Genomic DNA, 24,433 nt, shown 5'->3' with positions numbered 1-24,433 from the left:
TCACAATGATCAGTAACCACATAGGTAGAACACACCGGGAAAACATACAACTGGGATCGCTTACAGCCTTCTCGGCAGGGATGGTAAACGTGATATCTGTAATTATCTTCTTTGCGTTTACTTCCAATGTAACGGGGCATTACGCTATTCTAGCCCAGGAAATTTCTAACGGCAACTGGTACCAAGCTCTCGTTGTTTTTGGATGGATCTCCCTTTTCTTTCTAGGGAATTTTACTTCCAACATCATTGTAATCAACTTCCGAAAAACCAATGCTTATCTAGCGCATTCAATACCCATTGTACTGGAAATTCTTTGTTTATTGGCTGTAGGAACCTACATCCAATTTTACTATAAAGAGACATTGATAGAAACCGAGCTGCTGGTAAGCATGATGCTTTTTGCCATGGGTATCCAAAATGGTCTTACCGCAACAATCTCCAATTCTGCCGTTAAAACTACCCACCTTACCGGCCTTACCACGGATCTGGGAATCTTGGCATCTCTGTTTACCAAAAAGAAAAACAGGCAAAACCCTGAACTTCGCCGAAAATGGAATTTACTTCTAGCCATCATGAGCTCCTATCTTCTGGGAGGTGTATGTGCAGGTCTTATCTACCTTACCATCAATTACAATGTATTTTATATTGTATGCTTTTTTCTTCTACTGGTCATTGGACATGATTTCTATAGAATAAAAATGAATAGCTTACTTCATAAAAAGCAACCTTTTTACCGGAAAGTACTCAAAGGCCAAACTCCACAACTTAGTAACAATTGATGTTAAGCATGTAAAAGGATAGAAAAGAATTATTGGCAAACCTTCACCATAATCACATTAATACACAGGCTGCCAATATAGGTACGGCAGTTTATCATTCAGCGGACATAAATGTAAAAGCATGTTCCCCATTCCTCTTATTCCGCATCAATGGGTTTCTTATGCCAATAGGAGGCGAGAATAGATCCGGTCACATTCATCAACGGTCCAAAAACAGCAGGAGCCAATCCCACTGTTGCAATTTTGCCCATTTCCTTGGCAATGCCTGAAGCTAAACCTCCATTCTGCATACCTACTTCTATCGCAATAGTCCTGCAATCTTTTTCACTTAACCTGAGCAATCTACTCGCCCAATATCCCAGCATGTATCCGGCAAGATTATGAACTACCACCAGAATAATCAACAGCGGCCCAATATCCAATAAACTATCTCTACCCGCAGCAACGATTACTACCAAAATAAGCGCTATGGCTGCCATCGAAATAATAGGCATCAAATCATCCAGCCATTTAGCTTTGCCCTGTAAGAAATAATTAAAAATCAGACCCGCTCCTATCGGAATAATGACCATTTTCACGATACTGAACATCATATCCATCACATCAATTGCCACAAACTCTCCAGCTAGCCAGCCCATCAAAAACGGGGTCACAAGAGGCGCCAATAACGTTGTAACGGAAGTTACAGTAATGGAAAGTGCGAGATTAGCTCTGGCAAGAAAAGCCATGACATTCGATGCCATACCACTCGGAGAGCAACCGATCAAAATCATCCCAGCCGCAATTTCCGGCGGAAAACCACTTGCTTTCGCAAGTACGAAACCTATAAACGGCATGATGGAGAATTGACACAGCACGCCAATCAAAACCCCTTTGGGCATTTTGATTACCCCAAGAAAATCCTTTATACTCATCGAAGTTCCCATTCCAAACATGATTACCTGAATCAAAGGAACAATCAAGGCACTGAACTTAAAGCCCTTATACTCGAGAAAATACTGAGGAAAGTATAAGGCTATTGCGACTGACCCAAAGATCATCATGGAGTAGGCATACCCTTTTAGTTTGGCATTCCCCAAAAAAGCAATTGCACAGATAAAGAAAAAACCGATCCAGAATGGTCCGGCATGTGCAATTCCAGAAAAAAGACTAATGCCAAGTGCTGCTACGAGCAATAAACCGCTGACAATTGAAAGTGCTTTAGTGATTTTTGGATTCAAAATGAGGATTTTTTTGGGTGAAAGTTTTTAAAAACAACCCGAAAACCAGTTGGATAGCTGATTCTCGGGTCTATCTCTAGGTAAAACAGGTATTTCTTAACTATATGTTCTATCGTGAGAACGCTTATCGTTCCACATATCCGTAGGAGCAAAATAGGAGTTGTCCGAAGGATGAAGATGTGCTTTTACAACTTCCTCATTCAGCTCAATCCCTAGTCCGGGTGCGTCCAAAGGAACTGGCGCATATCCTTTATCGATCATTTTCCCCCCACCAGTCATAGTCACTAGATCTTCCCACCAAGGAATATCGACTGAGTGATGCTCCAGAGCCAGGAAATTCTGAGAAGCTGCTGCGCAATGTACATTTGCCATAAATGAAACAGGGGTTCCTGCCTGGTGCATCGCCATGGAAATTCCCTTTTCCTCTGCATAATCAGCAATTCTTTTTGTCTCCAAAAGACCTCCGGAAGATGCCAGATCCGGATGGACAATATCCACAGCATGGTTATCGATGAGATCTTTGAAATATTCAAGTAAATAAATATCCTCACCTGTGGTCGTAGGTGTATTCAGGGAATCTGTGATCGTCTTGTGCTGCTGCCACATCTGCCAAGGCACCATATCCTCCAACCAGGCCAGACGGTATTTATCTAATGCCTGACCGAGACGGATGCAGTTGTTCAGGTCAAAGTGTCCGTAGTGGTCTGTAGATATCGGAATGTCGTAACCAACCATCCCACGTACATGATCCACAATTTTTGCTAGCTCATCGAGGCCCTTCTCGGTTATTTGAACCCCCGTGAATGGGTGGGCAGTGTTTGCATAAGACATATAACCTCCCTGCCACTGGCTTTTTCCTAATTTAAAAATCTCCTGATTCACAATACACCCAGGAATATCCATGATTTCTCCGATGGAAACGTCCATTTTGAGCCAGGTATAGCCTTGCTCTTCGGTTCTGTACTTTATGAGCTTGAGTTGCTCTTCAGGAGAATTTGCTTCCGGGGTATCTGCATAGAGTCTTACAGAGTCTCTGTATCGCCCTCCAAGAAGCTGCCAGGCAGGCACATTATAAGCTTTTCCACAAAGATCCCAAAGAGCCATTTCTACACCACAAACTCCTCCTGCTTGTCGGGATTGGCCTCCAAACTGCTTGATGATTTTGAAAATTTTCTCCACATTACATGGATTTTCACCCAATATCCTGCTTTTCAGCATCAGCGCATATTTGGGATCTGCCCCATCACGTACTTCTCCTAAACCGTAAATCCCTTGATTGGTGTCGATCCTAAGGATCGCAGTACCCCCCATCACGTTAGTGTGTGCATACCGTAAATCGGTAATTTTCAAATCTGAAGGCGCGGAGGCTCTACGTACATTCTTGGTTGTCTCGGCTATAGTATCTTCAATACCCAACCCCATAAGTGCAGTCAAACTCAAGCCTCCAAGTGCAGTTTTTTTTAAAAAATCCCTTCTGTTATCGAGTGTCAATGGATTTTCAATTTCAGCCTGCCGTTGTGCCGCGTACTTCTGCTCCCGTAGCTGGTTCTTTTGAATTAAGTCTTTAAGTGTATTTTTCATGATAAATTGGGTTTTTAATTGACCTTGTTTTTTATTTGAATTTCAGCTGAATCAAAAAATTTTTAAGCATATAATCCCAAGCTGTCCAATTGCTTTTAAGGAATCGGGCAGTATATGATTATTTGTTTCATGGAATTTTCAGTAGTTACGCTCCTTGAGGTAATTATCGAGCTCTTCTTTGCTCATTGGAAGTTTTCCAGGATAATTGTTCAACCAGTCCAAGAAATCCTTTTTGATTTCCTCTGTCCACTGGCTATCTATCTGGCCAGCCAGGTATTTACCTTCCCGCAGTCGCTGATGACCAAATTCATCCCGTAGCCCTGTTATTTCAGAAGTCAGTACAAGCTCTTCGACCAAATGTGCCGGAATGAAAATCACACCATATTTCTTTGCCAGCACCACATCACCCGGCAAGACAGTAGCCCGGCCAATCCGAATCGGTGTATTGATAGAGGTAAGCATCATTTGCTGGATGTAGGAAGGATCCTGGCCTTTCATCCAAGCATTAAATCCTTCTATTTCGGAAAGCCCTTCCTGGTCACGGACAGAACCGTTGAAAATAACTCCACGTTGCGATTTGGCATAAATTGCATTGCCCAAATTATCCCCGATCAAGGTACCATCAACGATTTTCCCATAGCCATCCGCCACATACACATCACCATTGGTAAGGATATCGATCGGCCAGGAATTGGTTCCTCCCTTGGGAGCTCTTCCTTCCTTTTCTACCCCCTGTTCTTTGACCTGCTTTTCCAAATCCGGTCTCAGTGGCATATACTGGGCAGTCACCACCCTTCCAGTCATCGCTTCATCGGGAAGCATAATCTCCCATTCCCCCTCATATTGGTTTTGGTAGCCTTTATTCCGCAACACACCCCAAGCTTCTTCTATGGAAATGAGCTTTAGCCGCTCAAGGATGGAGTCCGATACTTTGGGTCTTCCGTCAGAAAAGCGCTCGCCGGTCCATTCTGAAGTTAATGCTTGGATATATTCGGGCGAAGCACCGACGTTCTGCGCTTTTGCCCCGGATTTAGAAAGTGCCAGCAAGCAGGAAAAAATAACTAGCCAAAGCATAGCTTTTATTCCTCTCTGGGCTGAGATAATAAGATTCATTGAAATTTAGGATTTAAGATTTTAAATTATTAGCAATGCACGGGATCATTCCAGTCTTTCCTTATTCAAAGAATGGAATTCCGGGAACTGCGTGTTTTTTCATTCCTTCCTCATTTATTTCCACTCCGATTCCAGGTTTTTCAGAAAGAGTAATGAAACTGTTCTCTGTCCGGGGACCGTCATAAGTCACAATGTCCTTCCATAAATCATCCGTATCCATATAAATCTGCCATTCCATTATCTGGAAATTCGGCACAGAAGCGCAGACATGGCAACTAGCCATGGCACCGAGAAAAGAGGCTACCATGTGCGGAGAAAAAGGTACATAGTAGAGGTTTGCGAGATTGGCGATGCGTTGACCTTCACCTAATCCGCCGGCTTTCTGTAAATCTGGCATAATGATATTCAAGGCTCCATCAGACAATAGTTTGGTAAACCCGTAGGCGAGGTAGATGTTTTCGCCTGCACAGATCGGTGTGCTGGTCTCTTGGGTAATGTGCTTATATACTTCAGGATTATCTGCAGGTATGGGTTCTTCGAGAAACATCAGGTTCAACGGCTCATACATTTTAGCCATTTTCATCCCTGTGACCGCATCATATCTTCCATGCATATCCACGCAGATATCTATATTCGGTCCTACCTCTTCACGCACTGCAGCTATTGCATTATACATACGATCGATTTCTGCCGGATTCGCCGTCCAATTGAAACGGTCATATTTATTTGGATCCCTGCCGTCATCTACATCAAATTTGACTGCATTATATCCCTTAGCCACTGCTCCTCGCGCAGCTGCCGCATAATCATCCGGCGTAGGATTGGTAGAGGTATACAGTGCAGTATCACAATACACACGTATTTTATCCCTGAATTTCCCTCCAAGAAGTTGATAGACCGGCACTCCAAATACCTTTCCTGTTATGTCCCAAAGGGCTGTTTCGATAGCTGTCAATACCGCGACAAAAACTCCAGATTGTGCCCCACCAAAAAATGCTCCCTTGCGGATTTGCTCTGCTAGTCTATTTGGATTTAGCGGGTTTTGTCCTTTCAGCATCCTTCCCATCCGCTGTACCATATAGTAAGTACCTTGTATAGCATCCACAGCTTCCCCACATCCCCAAACATCCTGATCAGTATAGATTTTCACATATACTGCTCCTCGCACATAACCACATTTTACATCTGTAATTTTGAGATCCGATGGATTGGAGTAGGGGTTCTGTTTTGCGACTGCTTTATTTAATCCGGCAAATGTGCCCATCAGCCCGGCTCCTGCAAAGCCGGCAAATGTGCTTTTTTGAAGAAATGATCTTCTAGAATTTTTAGGTTTCATAGGTTATTTTTGGTTTTGCTATTTAGTGTGAGGGATTACCAAGTTCTGTTTTTCAGAATTTCCTGGATCTGCTCTTTTGCTATCGGAAGTTCATCGATGTGTGCTTCCAGCCATTGGGAAAAATCCTTTTCTATCTCATCCGACCAACGGGTATCTATATCTCCAGCACTATATTTGCCTTCCCTGATTCTCTGGTGACCAAACATATCTCTTAGGCGAACTACTTCTGAGGTTACCACTACTTTTTCTGCTAAATGAGCAGGAATAAATGATACTGCTCCGTCTCTCCCCAGGACTACATCGCCTGCCATGACCGTGGCCTGACCTATTCTTGTCGGACGATTGATTCCTATAAGCATCGTATTGAGATCCCTCGGCTGGTTATGATGAGAAGGGTGATAGGTCCGGTAGTAGGAGGTAAATCCACCAATTTCTTTCAGTCCGGGAATGTCTCGGACCGCTCCATTGTACACTATCCCATTTCCTGAATTGGCATAAATGGCATTCCCTACATTATCGCCAATCGTAGGACCTCCATCATGAATCCCAAACTGATCAACCACATAGACATCTCCCTGTACCAAAAGATCCACCGGCCAGGAATTCTGGCCTTTTTTGCCTTCTGATTTACCCCTGGCATCTATAGCTCCGTGAATATCAGGCCTGCCGGGCATGAAAGTCGCAGTCAATGCTCGACCTACCAGAATACTGTCGGGATTGATCATCTGCCAGCCATCAGCATATTGGTAGTTGTAGCCTGCATTTTTCATCACTGCCCACGCTTCATCATGGGTTACAATTTTCATCCGCCTCAATAGATCATCAGAGACTTTGGGTCGTCCATCTTCAAATCGCTCTCCACTCCACTCTTGAGTAAGGAAAAGCATTTCTTCTTTGGATATCTGTTGGGCGAAAGATTCTATTACAAAAAACAATAGAAACAATAGGGTTATATAGGTTTTGTTCATATTGGAATATAACTAATATTGAAAAAAACCAAGTCCAGATTTTCCAGACTCGGTTCTATTTTTATTTGTCCCACCAAACTTTGGTTGCCAGATTATCAGCTCCTTGAGCTGAAATAGCAGCTTGGACATTTTCTGAATTCACGGAAATCTCAGAATTCGGATAAGTCAATCGATTGATAAATTCAACTTCTTTACCAGGGTATGGATTTGGAGCCAATTCTGGATAGCCAGACCTCCTGAAGTTAGCAAAAGCCTCGGGACCATTCAGAAAGCTGGATACCCAATATTGCGTGTTGATCTGCTCCAAAGCCATGGATGGTTCGAATGGATTCCCTTGGAGGTATTGATTTATGTCCGAAGGTGAAATGGCTGAACCTTCATCCACTGTCCCTAATTGATTCATGTGTGCCCGAACGCCGGCATTGTAGTATTCTTCTACCGTCCCGCTGCTGATCCAGCCTCTTTCTCTTGCCTCTGCCATTAGCAGGTAATTCTGTGATGCTGTGACCAGGAAATTCGGTGCAGTATTTTTGGTCACTCGCCTCCTATCTGCCTGAGCGAATTCATAGAAACTAGCAAGTCCTAAATCAGCCGCAGCCTTTACAGCTCCGGCATTATCATTACCCATAGGAATCCCCTTATGAACCTCAGCCTCATATGTCTCATTCCCCGGAATTTGCTCAGGCCCGGACTTTGCCCCTACATAGGTCACAGCAATAGCGGACAATCTGGGATCGTTTGTATTTTTTAGATAGTTTACAAATGGCTCAGTAAGGTAGAAATTGGAAGCCTCGGTAGCATTCAGGAAATTGCCGATTGGGTTAGTGTAGTTCGGGTCGTGGCGGATAATTGCATTATCGGAATTTGTCAGGATCACCCCACCTTGTACCGCAGATTGGACCACCTGTGCTGCCCTGCTTGGATCCACCTCACTCAATCTCATTCCAGCTCTCAGCAATAATGAGTACCCAAAACTTCTCCATTTTTCCACATCCCCCTGGTAAAGAATCTCCGCAGATTCCAGGGTTCCAGATACATTCAAAGCGGCAGTAGCTTCCGTCAATTCCTTAATTAAATCTGCATATATAGCTTCTTGGGAATCATATACCGGCAGGTATATCTGATCCGAATACCCCTTTCCTCCCTCGAAATAAGGAATGCTGCCATAATCGTCTGTCAGCACCATAAAGGCAAATGCCTGAATGATCCTGGTCATCTGTATTAAGTTGGATCGACTTTGATCTTCTTCCAATCTAGTGATAACATCCCGGGTGTTTTTGATAACATTTCTATAGTATCCCTGCCACAGCTCCTGAGTCAAGGTTCTGTTATCTTGGTTGTAATTGGCTCCTGAGACCAGTCCGGAATTCGGAGTGACTATCTGCTGGACCACTCCCATGTCATAGACCAGAGACCCATTTGGATAGGCACAGCCTACAATGGCAGCATTTAGCTGAAAAGCCGGATCAATAGATGTTGCACTCACTTTATTGGTATTCAACTCATCAAAGTTGCTGTCGCAAGCCGATGAATACAGTACCACAAGTATGATTAGTAGGTATTTAGATATCTTTTTCATGGCTAGTTGGATTAAAATTTGACATTCAGATTGAAGCCTAATCCTCGTGTGGAAGGGAGGCCTGTTGACTCCATTCCCACCAGGTTATCTGAGGAGTAGCCGAATGATTCAGGATCAATATTGTCCACCCATTTTTTGATCATGAATACATTGTTGGCGACAAAGTTTAGCTTCACAGATTTGAATGGCTGATTTTCAGGCAAATGTTTGGTGAAATCATATCCCAATGTAATCTGCCTCAGTTTCCAATACCCCCCATCGTAAATCACCGGCTCTACCAATGCCTGGGATCTCACGATTTCCCAATAGGATTGTACAGGTGCGACAACAGTATTCGTTTCGCCCGCTTCATTTACTCCATCTCCTATCACTCCGCCTTCTCTTCCTTCTAATGTCATTTTATGAAGGCCATGACGGACCGCATTGAAATTGGTACCGGAAAGCATGATGTTTCCAAGTTTGAAATCAATCAAAAATGACAACATCACTCCTTTATAGTTAAAGGAATTATTGATACCGCCTACCCAATTAGGCAATGCGCTACCGAAATTCACCATATCAGCAGTCCTGAGAGGCAATCCATTGGCTCCAAAAATCTTCCGTCCCTGTTCATCTCTCCTATAACCAAAGCCGGCTACCTGTCCCATTTCCATTCCCACTATCTGGCGTAATTCACCGTTGAACACATGGGTACCGACTGTAATTCTCTCTCCAGGAGTGTCTGTGAGTAAGCTCAGCACCTCCGTCTCATTGTATGCTGCGTTAAAGGTGGTTTCCCATGTAAAATTGCTATTCTCCATAGGAACCAAAGTCAAAAGCATCTCTATCCCTTTATTTACGCTTTGCCCACTATTGATAGAGGTATTTACAAATCCACTTGCATCTGAAATCTGCGCGCTCACGATCTGATCTGTAGTAAGCTTGCGGTAGAAAGCCATGTCCAGACTGACTCTACTTTCAAACATTCCTAGTTCGAAACCAACCTCAGCTTCTCCTATTCGCATTGGTCTCAAATTAGGATTAGGGAGGTTGGTACCTGAGGGACCACCTACTGGCTGACCACCAAACAAGTTGTTATTAATCCCATAGAAAAGCACATTGGAATATGCTCCCACATCTGCATCGCTACCTACTTCTGCATAAGCAGCTCTCACTTTACCAAAATTCAACCAACCAGATGTGGAATAATTTTCGGCAAACACCCAGCTGGCGGATACCGAAGGATATAAAATACTTCTATTCGCCTTGGAAAGGGTAGAGAACCAGTCATTTCTAATTGTTCCGGTAAGGAAAAACTTATCTTTATAGGAAAACTCAGCGGATCCATACAGTGAATTTACTGCCCGTTCATTGAGATCGTAAAGGGGATCTTTAGCTCTGCCATTTTGTACAGTATATAAATCCCTTACCACAAAATCAGTCACTTGAACACTATTCAGCTCGGATCTACGCTGCATATGGTTGCCTCCAAAATTGGCGTTGACCCTCAAATCGCCGAATTCTCTGTTGGCATTTATGAGGAAATCAGTATTAATCTCCCTGAATCTTCGCTGTTCCTGGGTGTACATACCATTCACGAAACCTTCGGGGGCCTCCGCTCTGGAAGCTTGTCCTGTTGGGAAGTTGTTGTAATCCTGATCCCTGGACCAAAAATCCTCTCCAACTCTACCTTGTACAAACAACCAGTCGTTGATTTTATACTTCAGTGCCACATTACCGAAGATGCGATCTCTTTTTATATTCTGAAACTGATCAGAGAGTGTGAAATATGGATTTGTGCGATTTCTGAATCTGGAATAAACCGCCTCATTTCCATTGGCATCGTAGCGGTTATCCCGCAATACATCCAGGGGCATGGAATTGGCCATATTATATAGTGCCACCGGAATAGTATTGTCCTGTTCCCCGATGTTAGGCGGATTGGTATTCTTTTCGAAAGAATAATTAAAATTCCCTCTGAAGCTGAATTTAGGAGAAAGTTCATAGCCAAATCCCAAATTAATTGTCTTTCTGTTGTAGGAATTATTTGGAACAATCCCTTTACTATTAAGGTCTGAAAAAGACAAACTAAGACCTCCTTTTTCTGTAGAAGTAGCCAATGTCACTGAATTGGTCACGTTTTGTCCATTGCGGAAAAAATCATTGACAATCCCTTTCACAGGCTCATAAGGAACTGTAACTCCATCAAAAAGCATTTGGGTCATACCAGGTTGGAACTTCTCCCCAAATGACCATTGACCCGATGTTGGATTAGGAGTAGTGGGTCTTACGCCCTGCTCACCTTGACCGTATTCATATTGATAATCCGTAAAATCCAGTGGTGATTCATTGGTATAATTGAGATTATAAGTCACGCCTATTCCTCTGGTATCATTTTTACTTTTTGTTGTGATCATGATCACACCATCCTTGGCACGGGAACCGTATAACGCTGCGGCGGCAGCGCCTTTCAAGATCGTCATGGATTCCACATCATCAGGGTTGATACTGGATAGTCCATCTCCCCCATCAGATGTATTGCCCCCACCTCTTATCCCAATACTACTATCGGAAGCATTATTACCGGGCTTAGAACCAAAATTAGTGTTGTCGATAGGAACACCATTTACTACAATCAAGGGATTGTTTTGGCCGGAAATAGAGGACTGACCACGTATCCTGATTTTAGAAGTCCCTCCAGGACCAGAGCCTAGCGTAGAAATATTAACACCTGCCACTTTTCCCTGCAGGGCATTCATCACGTTGGGAGTCCTGTTGACGGTGAGCTCGTCAGATTTTACAGTAGAAGTGGCGTAACCTAGACTTTTCGCTGATTTTTCTATACCTAGTGCAGTTACTACCACTTCTTCCAGGTTACTTTCATCTACTTGCATATTGACCGTGATAACAGTCCTATTGCCTACTGTTACTTCCTGATCAACATACCCGACAAAAGAAAAAACCAACACGGAGTTTTCATTTTCTACATTGATTAAAAAGTCACCTTGGGCATCTGTCACGGTACCTACAGAAGTTCCTTTCAATAAAACATTCACGCCTGGGAATCCTATGCCGTTTTCATCCGTTACTTTCCCGCCGACTTCAATTCTTTTCATCTGGGCTTGGGTGCTTTCGGCCACTATCCTGGAATTTCTGAAAATAGCCGGTTCCGTAGACCTACTACTCACCAAAATGGCTGCAGAACTAAAGTTTCCACTGGCTTTCTTGGGGGAAATAATGTAAAACCGCTCTCCTGCTTTTTCATATTTCAGGCCGGTACCTTGCAGAAGGGAGTTCAGTCCCTGCTCCACAGATTCGAAAGAATCCATTTTGGCCCGGGTTTTCTTTGCCCGGACTAATTCATCCTGATAGGCTATGGATACCTGGAAATCCTGTTCCAGTCTACTCAGGCTTTGTTGTAAATCATCATAATTTTTGCCGGCTTCTCCAGCAGTGTTAATAGTCCGCCCGGATGCAATTAATTCCGTGACTTGCGCCAGCGCATGCCATGAAATCGAGCAGCCTATACACATGAATAGTAATAGCTTTTTCATGTTTAAAGGGTTTGAGGTTATTTGGGGAAAATTTCATTTTGGGTTATTTAATCAAGTACTTGTTATTCTCTTTTTTCAATTCCACATTGAATATCAAGGCGATCTGATGTAGAAATGCGTCAGCATTCGTCAAGGGCATAGATCCGGATGCCGTAAGACTCAAGGCTTCCTTATTTTGCACCTCTATAGTCACACCATAGTTGTCTTTTGCCATTTTTACCATATCTGCCAGGCTGGTGTGCTCCAGGTTTAAAATATTGTCCTTCCAGGATGTATAAAGTGAAGTGTTCACCTTTTCTCTCTGAAATTTATTATCTTTGAATTTGACCAGATCTCCAGGCTCCATTACAATTTTCCCTTCTTTTTCCTTTACAGGAAAACTAAGTGTGACTAAGCCAGAGTTGAGGATTACTTCTGTCTCCCCCGAGCGGTTATATACATTAAATTCAGTCCCCAGCACTTCAATAGCTACATTTTGGGAACTTAACACCTTGAAAGGCTGATGGTCTATCTTGTGAACCACACTAAAAAATGCCTCTCCTTCAATCCATATTTCCCTAGCTCTTTGGTCTTCCCAATTATTTACAAAAGTCAATTTAGAGTTGGAATTCAGAATCACTGTGGAGCTGTCTGGCAGCATGATTTCCTTAGTTTCACCAAAGGCAGTCTGATACTTGATCTCCTTGGGCAATTCATACCAATACCAACCTATACACACTAAAACAACGGATGCAACTGCCGCGAAATAAGACCAGAATTTGCTTTTACGGGTGGATGATTCAAGAGTCTTTACTGGCTTTTTGATATCAGTTTGAATAGTGTCCCAAACAGAAAGCAACTCTTCTGGACTCATTTCCATTTTTGATTTCTCAAGGTTCAAAACCATATCCCTCGCCTCTTCCACCAAGTTGATCTTCGAAGGATTTGCCTTTTTCCAGTCTGACCAGAATTCCTCATGAATAATCTCAGAAAAAAGTACCCATTCCCTAAAAAACGGATCTATGACAAAGTCATCTAAAGAAAAATTATCGTAATCGGCAGGTTGATTGTCCACTGTAACTCTTTTGGTTTATACCTATAGAGTATGATAGCTTCAAAACCTCATCATTTTTCTCAATATTTTTTAAGAAAATAAATCAAAACAATAAAACACAATATCAAACTACTGATTATCAGGAATTTAAAATTTAAGCTCAAAAATGATTGAGGAAGGATGCTAACAATAAAGCTTTCATTACAACTCTCATGCATTGTAACGCCTTTGAAAGAAGGTTATGGGCAGAAGCAGGGGTGATGGACATCAGACTCGCTATTTCAGAATAGCTTAGCTCATTGAAATACTTGAGTACGAGGATTTCCCGCTGTCTATTGGAAATTTTACTCAGTGCAGCAGTAATTTTCCGCTCATTTTCCTTCACATACTCAAGAGAAACCAGGTAATCTTCGACCGAAGTTTCCGAATCCTGCAGTTCCTGCCCTTCATTCCTATCAGTAAAGAGCTTTCGATCCCTGTTAATATGCTTAATAAGCAGGTTTCGGAATGACTTAAAAAGATAATACTTCACTGAATCAACTTCGGAAAGCGACTCTCTCCTATTCCATATATTGGTAAACAATTCCTGGATACAGTCTTTGACGAGTTCTCTGTTGAAGCAAAAATGCATTCCATAATTAAAAAGTAAATTGGAAAAGCGCTGATATAAGTTAGAAAAGGCAAGATCATTTCCCTTCGCCATACTTTGCCACAAAGCTCTGTCGTCAGAATGTCTTCTGGAAGTGGATTTGAGGCTTTTTAAAATAAATAGATCAACTGTACTACCCATCTACAAAATTTTATTAAAGCAAAATTCGATTTTAAGGTAGTAAATTTTTTATTCTTTGTCAAAAATTTACTTTTAATACTACTAAAAGGAACATTTCAAACTATTCTATAAGAAGTATTACCCAAGCATGCCTGCAAGAAAAAATCCCACATAGGTCCCCAGCGCATTGCCCAGACTTCCCACCAATACTCCGGGAATGAGAAGATCTGGACGGTTCATACTCTCGGCCGCCGCAAGTGCCGTGGTATTGCCTCCTATATTTGCCTGTGAAGCGACGGCAATGACATCCCAATCTATTCTGAATAGTGCTCCTACTCCAAAAATCACCAGTCCGTGAACCAGAACAATTATACCAACAAACATGATGAGCATCCCAGCAAGATCACCGAGGCCCGAGAGCATGCTTAAATCACATAATGTTCCGATGACGGCTAAGAAAATAAGAATCAGAAAAAATCCAATCGTGTGCGCACCGGATAATTGCTGGATAAATTTCACTTGAGCCAAAATTAAAGCCAGGGTAGTAAGCGTAAGAATCTCGGGAATTTGTGGAAAGAACTGGAATACAAACTTAGAAATTGCCATAGCGAGAAATGCCAACCCCAGAATAGCTGCCATGTCGGCAATGCTGATTGTTTCCTTGGTTGTAATTTTCTGATTCTCCGAAGAAATTGGAAAAAGCTTCTTTCTCGGAAAAAGCTTATGCAAATATTTTGGTATAATCAATGTAGCTATAATCCAAGGCGTTCCGATCAAATTATCAACGACTGTGGTAGCTGCAAATAAATCAGCATGTTCATTTACCTGGTAGCTTAATGCAATTGCGTTGAAATTGATGCTTCCGCCGATGTAGGTTCCAGCGTACATTCCCGCGACCGCATTTGCCAGTGGGCCTATCAAAGCTGCCGGTTTTACTAGAAACCACGCAACTAATACTCCTGCAAAAGTCCCCAAAGCGCCTATTCCAAACATAAGCAAAATCTGCCCCCCTGCTTTTTTGATACTTTTGAGATCAACTTCCAGTAAGGCTATAAAAATCCCCATTGGAGCTAAATACACAAATACGCCTGTATAAACGGGGTTACCGTTGGAAGCCGCAGGAATGAAGCCAAAGTTGGCAGCAATGGCAGTTACCAGAATTACTAGAATAGGGGTACCTATGCTTCGAAAACTTTTGAATTTGGTCAGCCAAACAGAAAACAACACAAACATGCAAAGCATACCGCTGACATAAATCGGGTCTTGAGTCCAAGTCATGGGGAAAATTAAGTGAAAAAGTCCTGAATAGCTTCCGCTACATATTCTATTTCAGATTCCTTCATCCAGGGATTAAGTGGCAGAGAAAGCCCCTTTTGGCTCAGATTTCGAGCGTTTTGAAAATCTCCCCCATGATGAAAAGGCTTCATATCGGGTAAAATATATGGATAATGGATTGCCGTACCAATTCCTTTTTTCAACAGAAAATGCTTCAGCTCATCTCTTCGTACGGTTTGTATCACGAAAAGGTGGGCGTTATAATCATCTTCCAAAATACCAGTCGGAAGTTGCAATTCGTCTAACCAAGTCAGCTGCTTGAAGTACATGCTCGCATACTTCTTCCGAAGAACTTGGGATGATTCAAACCTTGTCAGAAAAACATTCAAAAATCCTGCTTGAAGAGAATCAATCCGACTGTTTCTTCCCACAAATTCATGCTGATCGCGAACCAACTGTCCATGATTTAGGATCATCCTGATACGTTTATTGAGTTCTAAAGAATTAGTCAAACACATACCGGCTTCTCCCAGTGCCCCAAGATTTTTTGTAGGATAAAAGCTCAAACATCCTACATGGCCATATGTCCCTGCAGCTTTTCCGCCCTGAAAAGAACCAAAGGACTGTGCTCCGTCCTCAATCACCAAGAGTTTGTGTTTTTTGGCCTGGGCAATCAAACGCTCCATCTCTACCATCTTACCATAGAGATGCACAGGAATCACCGCTTTGGTTTTGGAAGTGACTGCCTTTTCCCAGTCGGCAGCCAATAATCCATTCGCATCTGTATCCCAGAAGACTGGCTTTGCTCCTACCATCACCACTACTTCGGCAGTAGAAACCCATGTCATTGCCGGCACAATTACCTCATCTCCGGGCCCGATCTGAAGAGCACGTAGAGCAATCTCGATCGCATCTGTACCGTTTGCACAGGCAATGGAAAATGGAGAATGAAGATAGGTTGACACGTGGGATTCCAACAGGCTTACTTCTCTTCCGCCGGAAAAAATACCTGCATTAAGCATTTCAGCAAATTTGGATTTCAAAGCATCTTTCAGCTCTATATCCATTCTTTGTAAATCAAGAAACGGGATGTTCATCCAGTAATTTAGCCAATTGAAAACTGAGATTTCTTCTGGAATAGCGCTCAATTCCAGTAGCTGAGTCGGCCATGCCACTTCGCTCAAAAAGTTTCCGCAAACTCACCTGAATACCCACATGATCTGTGTGATCCAACACTTCCCCTGCGCCGGACTCTTTCAGGATTTTTGCAGAATCACCATCTGGATCTCCCAAAGCCAGAATCGGCAAAGTAGTCGCTGTATATTCGAAAAGTTTTCCTGGAATATTTCCCTTGGCGTTTTTAGTGTTGGTCAGAATCAAAGCCAAAGCATCTGCCTTGGCATAATATTCAAAAACCTCCTGATGTGATACATACCCCACAAAAGCCACGTGGGCAGAAAGCCAAGAATCAGCAGCGATTTGTTCCCGGACCTGATCACTAACACGTCCTACAAAGGTAAATTTCACTTCATCTTTTTCCTTAGAAAATTCCTCGCGCATCGCTTTCAACAAAGGCATGGGATTCCTGATAGAATCAATAATCCCTGTATACATAAGATGTAAACCGCCAGCTTTTTTTTCTCCTACCGAAAAATCCTTAGGAATGTCTGCCGGATCAAACCCATTGGTCAATAACTCTATATTTCGGTCAGCAAGCTTTCCCAGGTCATGCTGAAAAGTGGGAGAAATAGTGGTGACTACGTCAGCTTCTTTTAACACTGTATGTTCCATTTCTTTATGCCTGCTTCTCACATAAGATTGCATGGGCAACTTATCCAGAAACTCCCACTGAGACCAAGGATCTCTAAAGTCTGCCAACCAATAAACTCCCGTTTTCCGCTTCAATTGCCTTCCGATCAAATGCATGGAATGGGGTGGCCCAGTAGTGATTACAGCATCAAATTGTCCTTTTTTCACCAACTCAGTCAGGAATTTCACCGAAGGCCTAACCCAAAAAACACGCGGGTCGGGAACCATCAAATTTGCCCTGAACCAGATCGCCGCTTTTTCAATAAAACTTTGCTCCTTTTGCTCCAGCACTCTGCCAGCATGTGATTCCTTTTTTCCCCGAAGTCTATCCAGCAATTGGTAAGGCTCCCAGATCGGGAATTTCATTACTTCCAACTGAGGTGAAACTTCCGCTTCCAGACTTTTATCCTTCAAATCAAAATCAGGATTCTCTGGGGTGAAAACTACCGGCTCCCAACCTGTTTCAGGTAGATATTTGGCGAATTTCAGCCAACGCTGTACTCCTGACCCCCCACTTGGAGGCCAATAATAGGTGATGATCAGAACTCGTTTGGACATAGTTTGGCACACTGTACTAAGCACAAAGTACCAAGTAGCTGGCCATAAAATCAAATATGAGGAAAAACATTTAGTCGCAGTTGGAATTCTAAGTAGTGAGAGCGTCCGGTTTACTTTAACAGTATCAGAAAAATGTGGAAGTCTGAAGCGTGGATTGACCTGATCAAAGTCAGCAGACCCTATGTAATAGCCTTTTCCCGCGAAAATGTCCAGCGTCCACTGCGATTTAAAAAGAAAAAAGGGAGCAGGCCTCCCCACTCCCTTTTCTGATTTCTGATTTTCTTATTCTCCTTGTGCCAAAGAATAACCTCTCACACCGTCGAAAGAATATAGGTTTTCTGTTTTGATAAAATCAAACCCCAACTCCTCTACCTGCTTCAATAACCCACGTATCTGTGCGTGTGAAATCGTCGATTGCTCCGGAGTCTGGAATCTACATCTCCAGTGATCGGTACAGAATGATTCGCGCATCCCATCTGGGAATACTTTAATGCCTCTATTGGTAATCAATGTCAATTGCAAGCCATCAGCATTTGCCTGACGAAGCTTCTCTCCCAATACCTGAGGATCCCTACCTGACTCATCCCAATCTACAAACACATCCACGCCGATAAGCTCTTTTTTAGCCTTGGTCACCGGGGACACAAATACATTCATAGGTGTGGTATCCTTATCAAATTCAGCCGGAATCATTTTGGCAGGAAGCTGACCTAACCTTTCGATCACTGCATTGGCAAATTCTTCAGTACCTACTTTTTTGGAAGAAAGCCCTTCCTGATAAATATCTCCTGTGTGAATCCCATCTTCAAGCGTTTTCATCCACGCATTAGAAATCTTCTCGGCAATCTCCGGCTGGCCGATATGAACCAACATCATAATGGCACCGTTCAGCAAGCCTGATGGATTCGCGATTCCCATTCCGGTGATATCTGGAGCAGAGCCGTGAATCGCTTCGAACATCGCTACTTCCTCACCCACATTGGCAGAGCCGCCAAGTCCTACTGAACCTGTAACCTGAGCGGCTACATCGGAAATAATATCCCCGTAGAGATTCAATGTCACAATCACATCAAAAGTCTCAGGCCTGTCTGCGATCAAAGCCGTCCCTATATCAATGATTTTGTGGTCGTTCTGGATATTTGGATATTCCTTGGCGATCTCATCAAATGTCTTGTGAAACAAGCCATCAGCCAATTTCATGATGTTATCCTTAGTCATACAGGTCACTTTCTTGCGGCCGTATTTCTTGGCATATTCAAAAGCATATCGGATAATTTTCTCAGAACCTGGTTTGGAGATCAACTTCAAAGATTGAAAAACTTCCTGCGTCTGTCTGTGCTCGATTCCCGCATACAAATCCTCTTCGTTTTCACGGATGATCACCAAGTCAGTCTTGGGGAAATGCGTCTGGATAAACGGTGCAAAAGCTTTGCAAGGTCTTACGTTTGCATATAAACCAAAAGACGTCCTCGTAGTCACATTTAAGGATTTAAAACCGCCTCCCTGAGGTGTAGTAATAGGTGCCTTCAGAAAAATTTTTGTTTCTCTTAGTGATTCGAATGCATTCGGTTCCATGCCAGAACTGATTCCTTTGAGATACACTTGCTCGCCTATTTCGATTACATCGTATTCGAGTTGAGCTCCTGCTGCTTCGAGAATCGACAACGTAGCTTTCATGATTTCGGGGCCGATCCCGTCACCATAAGCCACCGTAATTTTTCTTTTGGAAGACATATTTATATAGCGGATTTAGTTAAAATTCGATTTGGAACAAAAGTAAAGAAAAATGTGGAAGCAACTTTTTGACCTAAGGCAAAATCCCATTTATCTAGGATGAAATTCCATAAGAGGTACTTTTCATTTATCCTATGCCCAGCATTTTATCAGAAGGCAGTTTGGGATTGAATACCCTGCTTGTATATTTGTTTAATACTGAACGATGAACTATGGCTGATTTCAAAAATATTCTAACTGATGTGAAGAGAGGAGTACTCCATCTGACCATCAACCGGGAGGACAAAATGAATGCACTGAATTTTGAGACTTTGGAGGAGTTAAGGTCTATTTTTGAGGAAGTATCTGATAAAAAGGAGATTAAAGCGGTAATCATCACAGGATCTGGCGAAAAGGCATTTGTTGCGGGAGCAGATATCAGTGAGATTGCTTCCCTCAATGAAGTGAATGCGAGAAAATTCTCTGAGAATGGCCAGGAGATTTTCAGCATGATAGAGAATTGTCATAAACCGGTGATTGCTGTGACCAATGGCTATACGCTTGGAGGAGGCTGTGAACTGGCTATGGCATGCCATATGAGAATCGCCACTGCCAATGCGAAATTTGGTCAGCCTGAAGTCAATCTGGGAATCATCCCAGGCTATGGCGGGACTCAGCGGCTGACAATCCTGATCGGTAGAGGAAAAGCCAATGAACTCATGATGACCGGTGATATGATCGGTGCCGAAGAAGCCAAAACCCTGGGACTTGTGAATTACGTGCTACCTACCAAAGAGGAAGCCTTGGAAAAAGCAGAAGAAATCATCAGTAAAATACTTAGCAAAGCACCATTGGCAATTGGGATGATCATCGACTGCGTGAACTCCGCATATGTGCCAGATGAAAATGGATTTCAAACGGAGGCAAACAGCTTTGCCAGATGTGTGAAATCAGGTGATTACAAAGAGGGAACTTCTGCTTTTCTGGAAAAAAGACAGCCGCAATTCAAAGGAGAATAACCTCCTTTTACTGAATGAGTAATTTCAAGAAACTTGCCGGACAAACTGCAGTTTATGGGTTGAGTAGTATCCTCGGCCGATCGATTAATTTTTTAATGATTATTGTGTACACCGCATACCTCAGCAAAGAGGCTATGGGTTCGTTCACAAGTATCTATGCGTTGATAGGATTTATGAATATCGTCTTTACTTACGGGATGGAGACTACATTTTTCAGATTCTCCACCGGCAAAAACCTAGACGCTAACAAAGTATACAACACTACGCAATCCTTGCTCATCACGAGCACGCTACTACTTGGCTCCGGATTGTACTTGCTTGCTCCTTTACTTGCCGAATGGCTGGATTATCCCGGACAAGCTTATTTATTCAGATGGACGGCACTGATACTCTCATTTGATGCGATTTTGGCAATTCCATTTGCCAGGCTTCGGCTGGAGAACAAAGCTTTGATTTTCGCCGGATCTAAACTCTTCAATATTTTCCTGAATATTTTTTTCAATCTACTCCTGATTATTGGATTTCCTTATATGATCTCCACCGGAATAATTCCAGAAGACTTTCTGGGATATAGAGCAGACTGGGGGGTAGAATACATTTTACTTTCAAACCTTTTTGCCAATGGATTAATCATTCCATTTGTTTGGTGGAAAGCCGGGTTCTTCCAGTTCAGACTGGAAGCTGATATTATCAAACCCATGTGGTCCTATTCCATTCCACTGCTATTTATGGGATTGGCGGGGGTCACCAACGAGCTGTTTTCACGGTTCCTATTTGAATACGTGCTTCCTCCAAATTTCTATGCCGGACTTAGTGCGCGGGAAGCGGGTGGAGTATTTGGAGCCAATTTTAAGCTTGCTATTTTGATGAATTTGGTGATACAAGCCTTCAAATATGCCGCTGAACCATTTTTTTTCAAGCAATCCGCAGATAAGAATTCACCTTTATTCTATGCCAAGGTGATGCATGCCTTTATCTTGTTTTGTACTATCCTGATGCTTGCCATCTCAGTGAATCTAAATTGGCTTGGCCCCTTATTTTTTGGACAAACAGGATATGAAGAAGGACTATTTATAGTACCTGTACTTTTGATGGGATACTTGCTTCTCGGTGTATATTTCAATCTTTCGATTTGGTTCAAGATCACTGATCAAACCAAATACAGTTTTTGGATCACATTGGTAGGGGCAGTTCTTACCATAGCTATTATTTATGTATTTGTACCCATCTGGGGATATTTTGGGGCAGCGCTCAGCACCATTACCTGTTATTTTGTGATGTGCCTGCTTTGTTTTCTTTATGGGCAAAAATATTACCCTATACCCTATCAAACGGGGAAAGGGGCACTCTACCTTATATTTTCATTTTCAGTTAGTTACCTGGGATTTTATTTGGATTTTGGAGATGAAATAGTAAATTTTTTCCTAAAAAACAGCCTGATTTTAGTTTATTTAGGGCTTATATACCTGATGGAAAAAGATCAGATAACGGCATATTTATCTAAAAGCAAAAAGCACTAAACTTAATATTTATAAACCTGGGATCATTTTTAGTCTCAGTATCGTTATCATGTCAACAAACGCTAAAAACGCCTAATTAGTGGTTCAATCATTTCCACAAGCAAAGTCTAATTGCACAAAAGGCATTATGTTTGTGAATTCAAGCAGCAGTCCAGATTTCCCGTGAATTATAAAAGAATACTTCTCATATTCCTAGTAGTGGCTCTAGGCTCTACCGAAAGTTTTAGCCAAGGCAGACTTTCAAAGAAAGAGCACAAGGCCCAGTTAAATGAATCGCAAGGCACCCGATATTTCATCGAAGGTGAGAAGAACCTTGTGCTTGATGATTTAGAAAAAGCCTTTTTCTATTTCCAAAAAGCATTGGAATTTTCTCCGAAAGAACCCGCTGTCCATTATAAGATTGCTGAGGTTCTTGTCAAAGCAAACCAAGCGGAAAAAGCAATGCCTTTTGCGACTAAAGCCGTGGAATTGGATGCTGACAATAAGTACTATGCCCTGATGTTGGCGGAGATTTACACTAATCTCAAGCAACCGTTAAAAGCTGCTGATATTCTCGAAAAACTGACTGCCGATGGCGAAAACAACCAGCAGTACAACCTAGATCTCGCATCAATTTATTTGAATGCTGGAGAGATGGACAACGCTTTGATAGCACTCGATAGAGCAGAAGAGTACTATGGTGTAATGGAACCGATAACACTTCAAAAGCAGCGAATCTATCTGAACGACAATAAGCTCAGCCAAGCTATAGCGGAAGGTGAAAAACTGATAGAAGCCAGGCCAGGCACCCCTGCCTATGTAATGAATCTGGTCGAGATTCTGTATAACAATAATCGGGTAGACCAAGCTTTGGAGTTGGTTTTTGGTGAAATCAAAAAGTATCCAAATCAACCCGAATTGCAGATGGCGGCCCATACGCTACTAAAAGACAAGGGAAATATCGAAGAATCAAATCATCATCTATTCCTCGCTTTCGCAAGTCCTGATCTCGATTCTGAAGTTAAATCAAAGGCGTTTATAAGCCAATTAAGCGAGATTAAAACACAGGAAAGAGAGCTGTTGCTAGACAGTCTAGAGACTTTAATGACTTCTTCAAATCCCGAAAATCCAGATATTTATGCCGCTCTAGGGCAGCGAAGGATGCAGGATCAACGAATAAAAGAAGGCATAGAATACTTTAAAAAGTCTCTTTTGATCAATCCCAAGAATGCTAAAATGCTAGAGCAAGTCATTCTGGGATCTTTTGGAGAAGATGCAAATTTCGCTGAGCTGGAGAAATTCACCATTCTCGGTGTAGACGAATTCCCGCAAAACCCGGAATTCTGGTTCTATGACGGGGTAGTCAAGTCCGCCCAAAAGAAAGATGCGGAAGCGGTAGCAGCTCTTAAAAAAGCCATAGAACTAAATGCTAACAGAAACCCCCAATTGGATCAAGTTGCTTTTGGGTCCCTTGGAAATTCTCTTTATAATCTAGGCGAAAAAGAAGAAGCATTCCGGAACTTCGATAAAGCTTTAAAACTCAACCCAAATGATGAGCAGGTCCTGAACAATTATTCTTACTTTCTTTCGCTGGAAAAAAAGGATTTGGATAAAGCCAAAACAATGTCCGACAAAGTTGTCAAGCGATTTCCTGACAATGGCACTTTCCTTGATACACATGCCTGGGTTCTTTTTCAAATGGAAGATTACGAGGGCGCAAAAAAATTTATGGATTTAGCCATGAAACACGAAGCTGAGCCAAGCGGTGTGATGTTGGAGCATTATGGCGATATTTTATATCATCTTGGCAAGAAAAACGAAGCGCTGAGTTACTGGAAAAAGGCAGAAGGAACTCCTGAAGCATCAGATAAACTTTTGCAGAAAATAAAAGAAAGAAAATACCATGAATAAACTTTTTGCAGGAACTGTGTTTGTCCTAGGCATGAGCCTTCTTTTCTCCTGCTCTAAAAAGACAGTCGTCTACCAGGCAGATGGAAAAATGGATGATTTTTCACCTATCTATACCGACTATGAGTACATGAACGCCAAGGCAAAAGTCGTCATTGAAGAAGAATCTGGCAAAATCACCCGTGGAAGTTTGAATTTACGTTCAAAGAAAGATTCCGTGCTTTGGTTCATTATTTCTCCAGGCATGGGAATGGAAGCGGTCCGAGGTTTAATCACCCAAGATAAAATTCAAATCAAAGACCGGATAGGCAGTGAAGATATAAACCTTACATTCACAGAATTTGAATCCGTATATGGACTAAAACTATCGCTGGATGTATTCCAAAACCTGCTTTTTGCGAATCCTCCGCACACGGTTGACTACAAAGACAGATTGGTTCGCGTAGGAAAGTTCTTTGAACTTACCCAGGTACGTGACAAAGTACGTTACTTCTCCAAAGTCGATGTCAACGATAGAAAAGTATCCGAGCTGGTGAGCAATTCTCTGGATGATCGGGGTTCTTTGCTTGCCAGCTATGCGACATTCCAGGAAGTAGATTCGAAGCCATTTCCATTTGAAGTCCTCTATAAGCTAGCCTATCAGCTCCCGGAAGGAGGGCAGAACACCATCATCCATGTGGAGTGGACATCCGTTGATCCCCATTCCGAGCCACTAAGCTTCCCCTTCAAATTTTGAATTGC

At 42.5% G+C, this 24,433-nt stretch carries 18 protein-coding genes; 5 read left to right on the top strand and 13 right to left on the bottom strand.

Going from position 1 to position 24,433, the window contains the following annotated elements; all coding sequences use genetic code 11:
- The first annotated feature begins 5 nt into the window (after nt 1-5).
- The gene (locus AS141_RS16150; protein WP_057938719.1) at nt 6-779 is read left to right on the top strand and encodes a YoaK family protein; all 774 of its coding nucleotides are present in this window, start codon (nt 6-8) and stop codon (nt 777-779) included.
- Nucleotides 780-916: 137 nt separating this feature from the next.
- On the opposite strand, the gene AS141_RS16145 is transcribed toward AS141_RS16150, so the two are convergent.
- The 13 genes from AS141_RS16145 to AS141_RS16085 form a co-directional block, all read right to left on the bottom strand.
- Nucleotides 917-2,002 carry a bile acid:sodium symporter family protein gene (locus AS141_RS16145; RefSeq protein ID WP_082632331.1) on the bottom strand — a complete coding sequence of 362 codons (1,086 nt, stop codon included), beginning with the start codon at nt 2,000-2,002 and terminating at the stop codon, nt 917-919.
- A gap of 93 nt (nt 2,003-2,095) precedes the next feature.
- Nucleotides 2,096-3,580: a mandelate racemase/muconate lactonizing enzyme family protein gene (locus AS141_RS16140; protein ID WP_057938718.1), complete on the bottom strand. Its 1,485-nt coding sequence runs from the start codon at nt 3,578-3,580 to the stop codon at nt 2,096-2,098.
- 138 nt (nt 3,581-3,718) lie between these two features.
- The gene (locus AS141_RS16135) at nt 3,719-4,654 is read right to left on the bottom strand and encodes an RraA family protein (RefSeq protein WP_057938824.1); all 936 of its coding nucleotides are present in this window, start codon (nt 4,652-4,654) and stop codon (nt 3,719-3,721) included.
- Nucleotides 4,655-4,754: 100 nt separating this feature from the next.
- Entirely contained in the window at nt 4,755-6,029 is a 1,275-nt protein-coding gene (locus tag AS141_RS16130; protein ID WP_057938717.1) for a mandelate racemase/muconate lactonizing enzyme family protein, read from the bottom strand.
- A 35-nt stretch (nt 6,030-6,064) separates the two neighbouring features.
- A complete protein-coding gene (locus AS141_RS16125) occupies nt 6,065-6,997 on the bottom strand; it encodes an RraA family protein (protein WP_057938716.1) in 933 nt (310 codons plus the stop codon).
- 61 nt (nt 6,998-7,058) lie between these two features.
- Nucleotides 7,059-8,576, bottom strand: coding sequence for a SusD/RagB family nutrient-binding outer membrane lipoprotein (locus AS141_RS16120; RefSeq protein WP_057938715.1), 1,518 nt, complete (start codon nt 8,574-8,576; stop codon nt 7,059-7,061).
- An 11-nt stretch (nt 8,577-8,587) separates the two neighbouring features.
- Entirely contained in the window at nt 8,588-12,109 is a 3,522-nt protein-coding gene (locus AS141_RS16115) for a SusC/RagA family TonB-linked outer membrane protein (protein WP_232424947.1), read from the bottom strand.
- Nucleotides 12,110-12,152: 43 nt separating this feature from the next.
- The gene (locus AS141_RS16110) at nt 12,153-13,163 is read right to left on the bottom strand and encodes a FecR family protein (RefSeq protein ID WP_057938714.1); all 1,011 of its coding nucleotides are present in this window, start codon (nt 13,161-13,163) and stop codon (nt 12,153-12,155) included.
- A gap of 139 nt (nt 13,164-13,302) precedes the next feature.
- Entirely contained in the window at nt 13,303-13,932 is a 630-nt protein-coding gene (locus AS141_RS16105) for an RNA polymerase sigma factor (RefSeq protein ID WP_057938713.1), read from the bottom strand.
- 117 nt (nt 13,933-14,049) lie between these two features.
- Nucleotides 14,050-15,189 carry a DUF819 family protein gene (locus tag AS141_RS16100; protein WP_082632329.1) on the bottom strand — a complete coding sequence of 380 codons (1,140 nt, stop codon included), beginning with the start codon at nt 15,187-15,189 and terminating at the stop codon, nt 14,050-14,052.
- An 8-nt stretch (nt 15,190-15,197) separates the two neighbouring features.
- Nucleotides 15,198-16,283, bottom strand: a complete 1,086-nt coding sequence (locus AS141_RS16095; protein ID WP_057938711.1) for a DegT/DnrJ/EryC1/StrS family aminotransferase — start codon at nt 16,281-16,283, stop codon at nt 15,198-15,200.
- The gene (locus AS141_RS16090) at nt 16,264-17,553 is read right to left on the bottom strand and encodes a glycosyltransferase family 4 protein (RefSeq protein ID WP_057938710.1); all 1,290 of its coding nucleotides are present in this window, start codon (nt 17,551-17,553) and stop codon (nt 16,264-16,266) included. The genes AS141_RS16095 and AS141_RS16090 overlap by 20 nt, the downstream gene beginning before the upstream one ends.
- A 282-nt stretch (nt 17,554-17,835) precedes the next feature.
- Nucleotides 17,836-19,287, bottom strand: a complete 1,452-nt coding sequence (locus tag AS141_RS16085) for an NADP-dependent isocitrate dehydrogenase (RefSeq protein ID WP_057938709.1) — start codon at nt 19,285-19,287, stop codon at nt 17,836-17,838.
- Between the two features lie 212 nt (nt 19,288-19,499).
- Here AS141_RS16085 and AS141_RS16080 point away from each other — a divergent pair, with 212 nt between their 5' ends.
- The 4 genes from AS141_RS16080 (at nt 19,500) to AS141_RS16065 (ending at nt 24,428) form a co-directional block, all read left to right on the top strand.
- Nucleotides 19,500-20,285 carry an enoyl-CoA hydratase/isomerase family protein gene (locus tag AS141_RS16080; RefSeq protein WP_057938708.1) on the top strand — a complete coding sequence of 262 codons (786 nt, stop codon included), beginning with the start codon at nt 19,500-19,502 and terminating at the stop codon, nt 20,283-20,285.
- A 14-nt stretch (nt 20,286-20,299) separates the two neighbouring features.
- Complete coding sequence (locus tag AS141_RS16075) at nt 20,300-21,805, top strand: lipopolysaccharide biosynthesis protein (RefSeq protein WP_057938707.1); 1,506 nt, start codon at nt 20,300-20,302, stop codon at nt 21,803-21,805.
- Between the two features lie 162 nt (nt 21,806-21,967).
- The gene (locus tag AS141_RS16070) at nt 21,968-23,695 is read left to right on the top strand and encodes a tetratricopeptide repeat protein (RefSeq protein ID WP_057938822.1); all 1,728 of its coding nucleotides are present in this window, start codon (nt 21,968-21,970) and stop codon (nt 23,693-23,695) included.
- Nucleotides 23,688-24,428 (top strand): DUF4292 domain-containing protein, encoded by a 741-nt coding sequence (locus AS141_RS16065; protein ID WP_057938706.1) that lies wholly within the window; start codon nt 23,688-23,690, stop codon nt 24,426-24,428. The genes AS141_RS16070 and AS141_RS16065 overlap by 8 nt, the downstream gene beginning before the upstream one ends.
- The last annotated feature ends 5 nt before the right edge of the window (nt 24,429-24,433 follow it).

Origin of the sequence: Algoriphagus resistens (genome assembly GCF_001442615.1) — a bacterium.
GTDB lineage: Bacteria > Bacteroidota > Bacteroidia > Cytophagales > Cyclobacteriaceae > Algoriphagus > Algoriphagus resistens.
The sequence above is the reverse complement of the archived record's forward strand: the minus strand, read 5'-3'. Positions and strand labels throughout refer to the sequence as shown.

What these genes read in the sequence shown, in the direction of transcription:
- AS141_RS16150 (WP_057938719.1), top strand. Translation starts at nt 6, where the DNA reads ATGATCAGTAACCACATAGGTAGAACACACCGGGAAAACATACAACTG.
- AS141_RS16140 (WP_057938718.1), bottom strand. Translation starts at nt 3,580, where the DNA reads ATGAAAAATACACTTAAAGACTTAATTCAAAAGAACCAGCTACGGGAG.
- AS141_RS16135 (WP_057938824.1), bottom strand. Translation starts at nt 4,654, where the DNA reads ATGCTTTGGCTAGTTATTTTTTCCTGCTTGCTGGCACTTTCTAAATCC.
- AS141_RS16130 (WP_057938717.1), bottom strand. Translation starts at nt 6,029, where the DNA reads ATGAAACCTAAAAATTCTAGAAGATCATTTCTTCAAAAAAGCACATTT.
- AS141_RS16125 (WP_057938716.1), bottom strand. Translation starts at nt 6,997, where the DNA reads ATGAACAAAACCTATATAACCCTATTGTTTCTATTGTTTTTTGTAATA.
- AS141_RS16120 (WP_057938715.1), bottom strand. Translation starts at nt 8,576, where the DNA reads ATGAAAAAGATATCTAAATACCTACTAATCATACTTGTGGTACTGTAT.
- AS141_RS16115 (WP_232424947.1), bottom strand. Translation starts at nt 12,109, where the DNA reads ATGAAAAAGCTATTACTATTCATGTGTATAGGCTGCTCGATTTCATGG.
- AS141_RS16105 (WP_057938713.1), bottom strand. Translation starts at nt 13,932, where the DNA reads ATGGGTAGTACAGTTGATCTATTTATTTTAAAAAGCCTCAAATCCACT.
- AS141_RS16100 (WP_082632329.1), bottom strand. Translation starts at nt 15,189, where the DNA reads ATGACTTGGACTCAAGACCCGATTTATGTCAGCGGTATGCTTTGCATG.
- AS141_RS16095 (WP_057938711.1), bottom strand. Translation starts at nt 16,283, where the DNA reads ATGAACATCCCGTTTCTTGATTTACAAAGAATGGATATAGAGCTGAAA.
- AS141_RS16090 (WP_057938710.1), bottom strand. Translation starts at nt 17,553, where the DNA reads ATGTCCAAACGAGTTCTGATCATCACCTATTATTGGCCTCCAAGTGGG.
- AS141_RS16085 (WP_057938709.1), bottom strand. Translation starts at nt 19,287, where the DNA reads ATGTCTTCCAAAAGAAAAATTACGGTGGCTTATGGTGACGGGATCGGC.
- AS141_RS16080 (WP_057938708.1), top strand. Translation starts at nt 19,500, where the DNA reads ATGGCTGATTTCAAAAATATTCTAACTGATGTGAAGAGAGGAGTACTC.
- AS141_RS16075 (WP_057938707.1), top strand. Translation starts at nt 20,300, where the DNA reads ATGAGTAATTTCAAGAAACTTGCCGGACAAACTGCAGTTTATGGGTTG.
- AS141_RS16065 (WP_057938706.1), top strand. Translation starts at nt 23,688, where the DNA reads ATGAATAAACTTTTTGCAGGAACTGTGTTTGTCCTAGGCATGAGCCTT.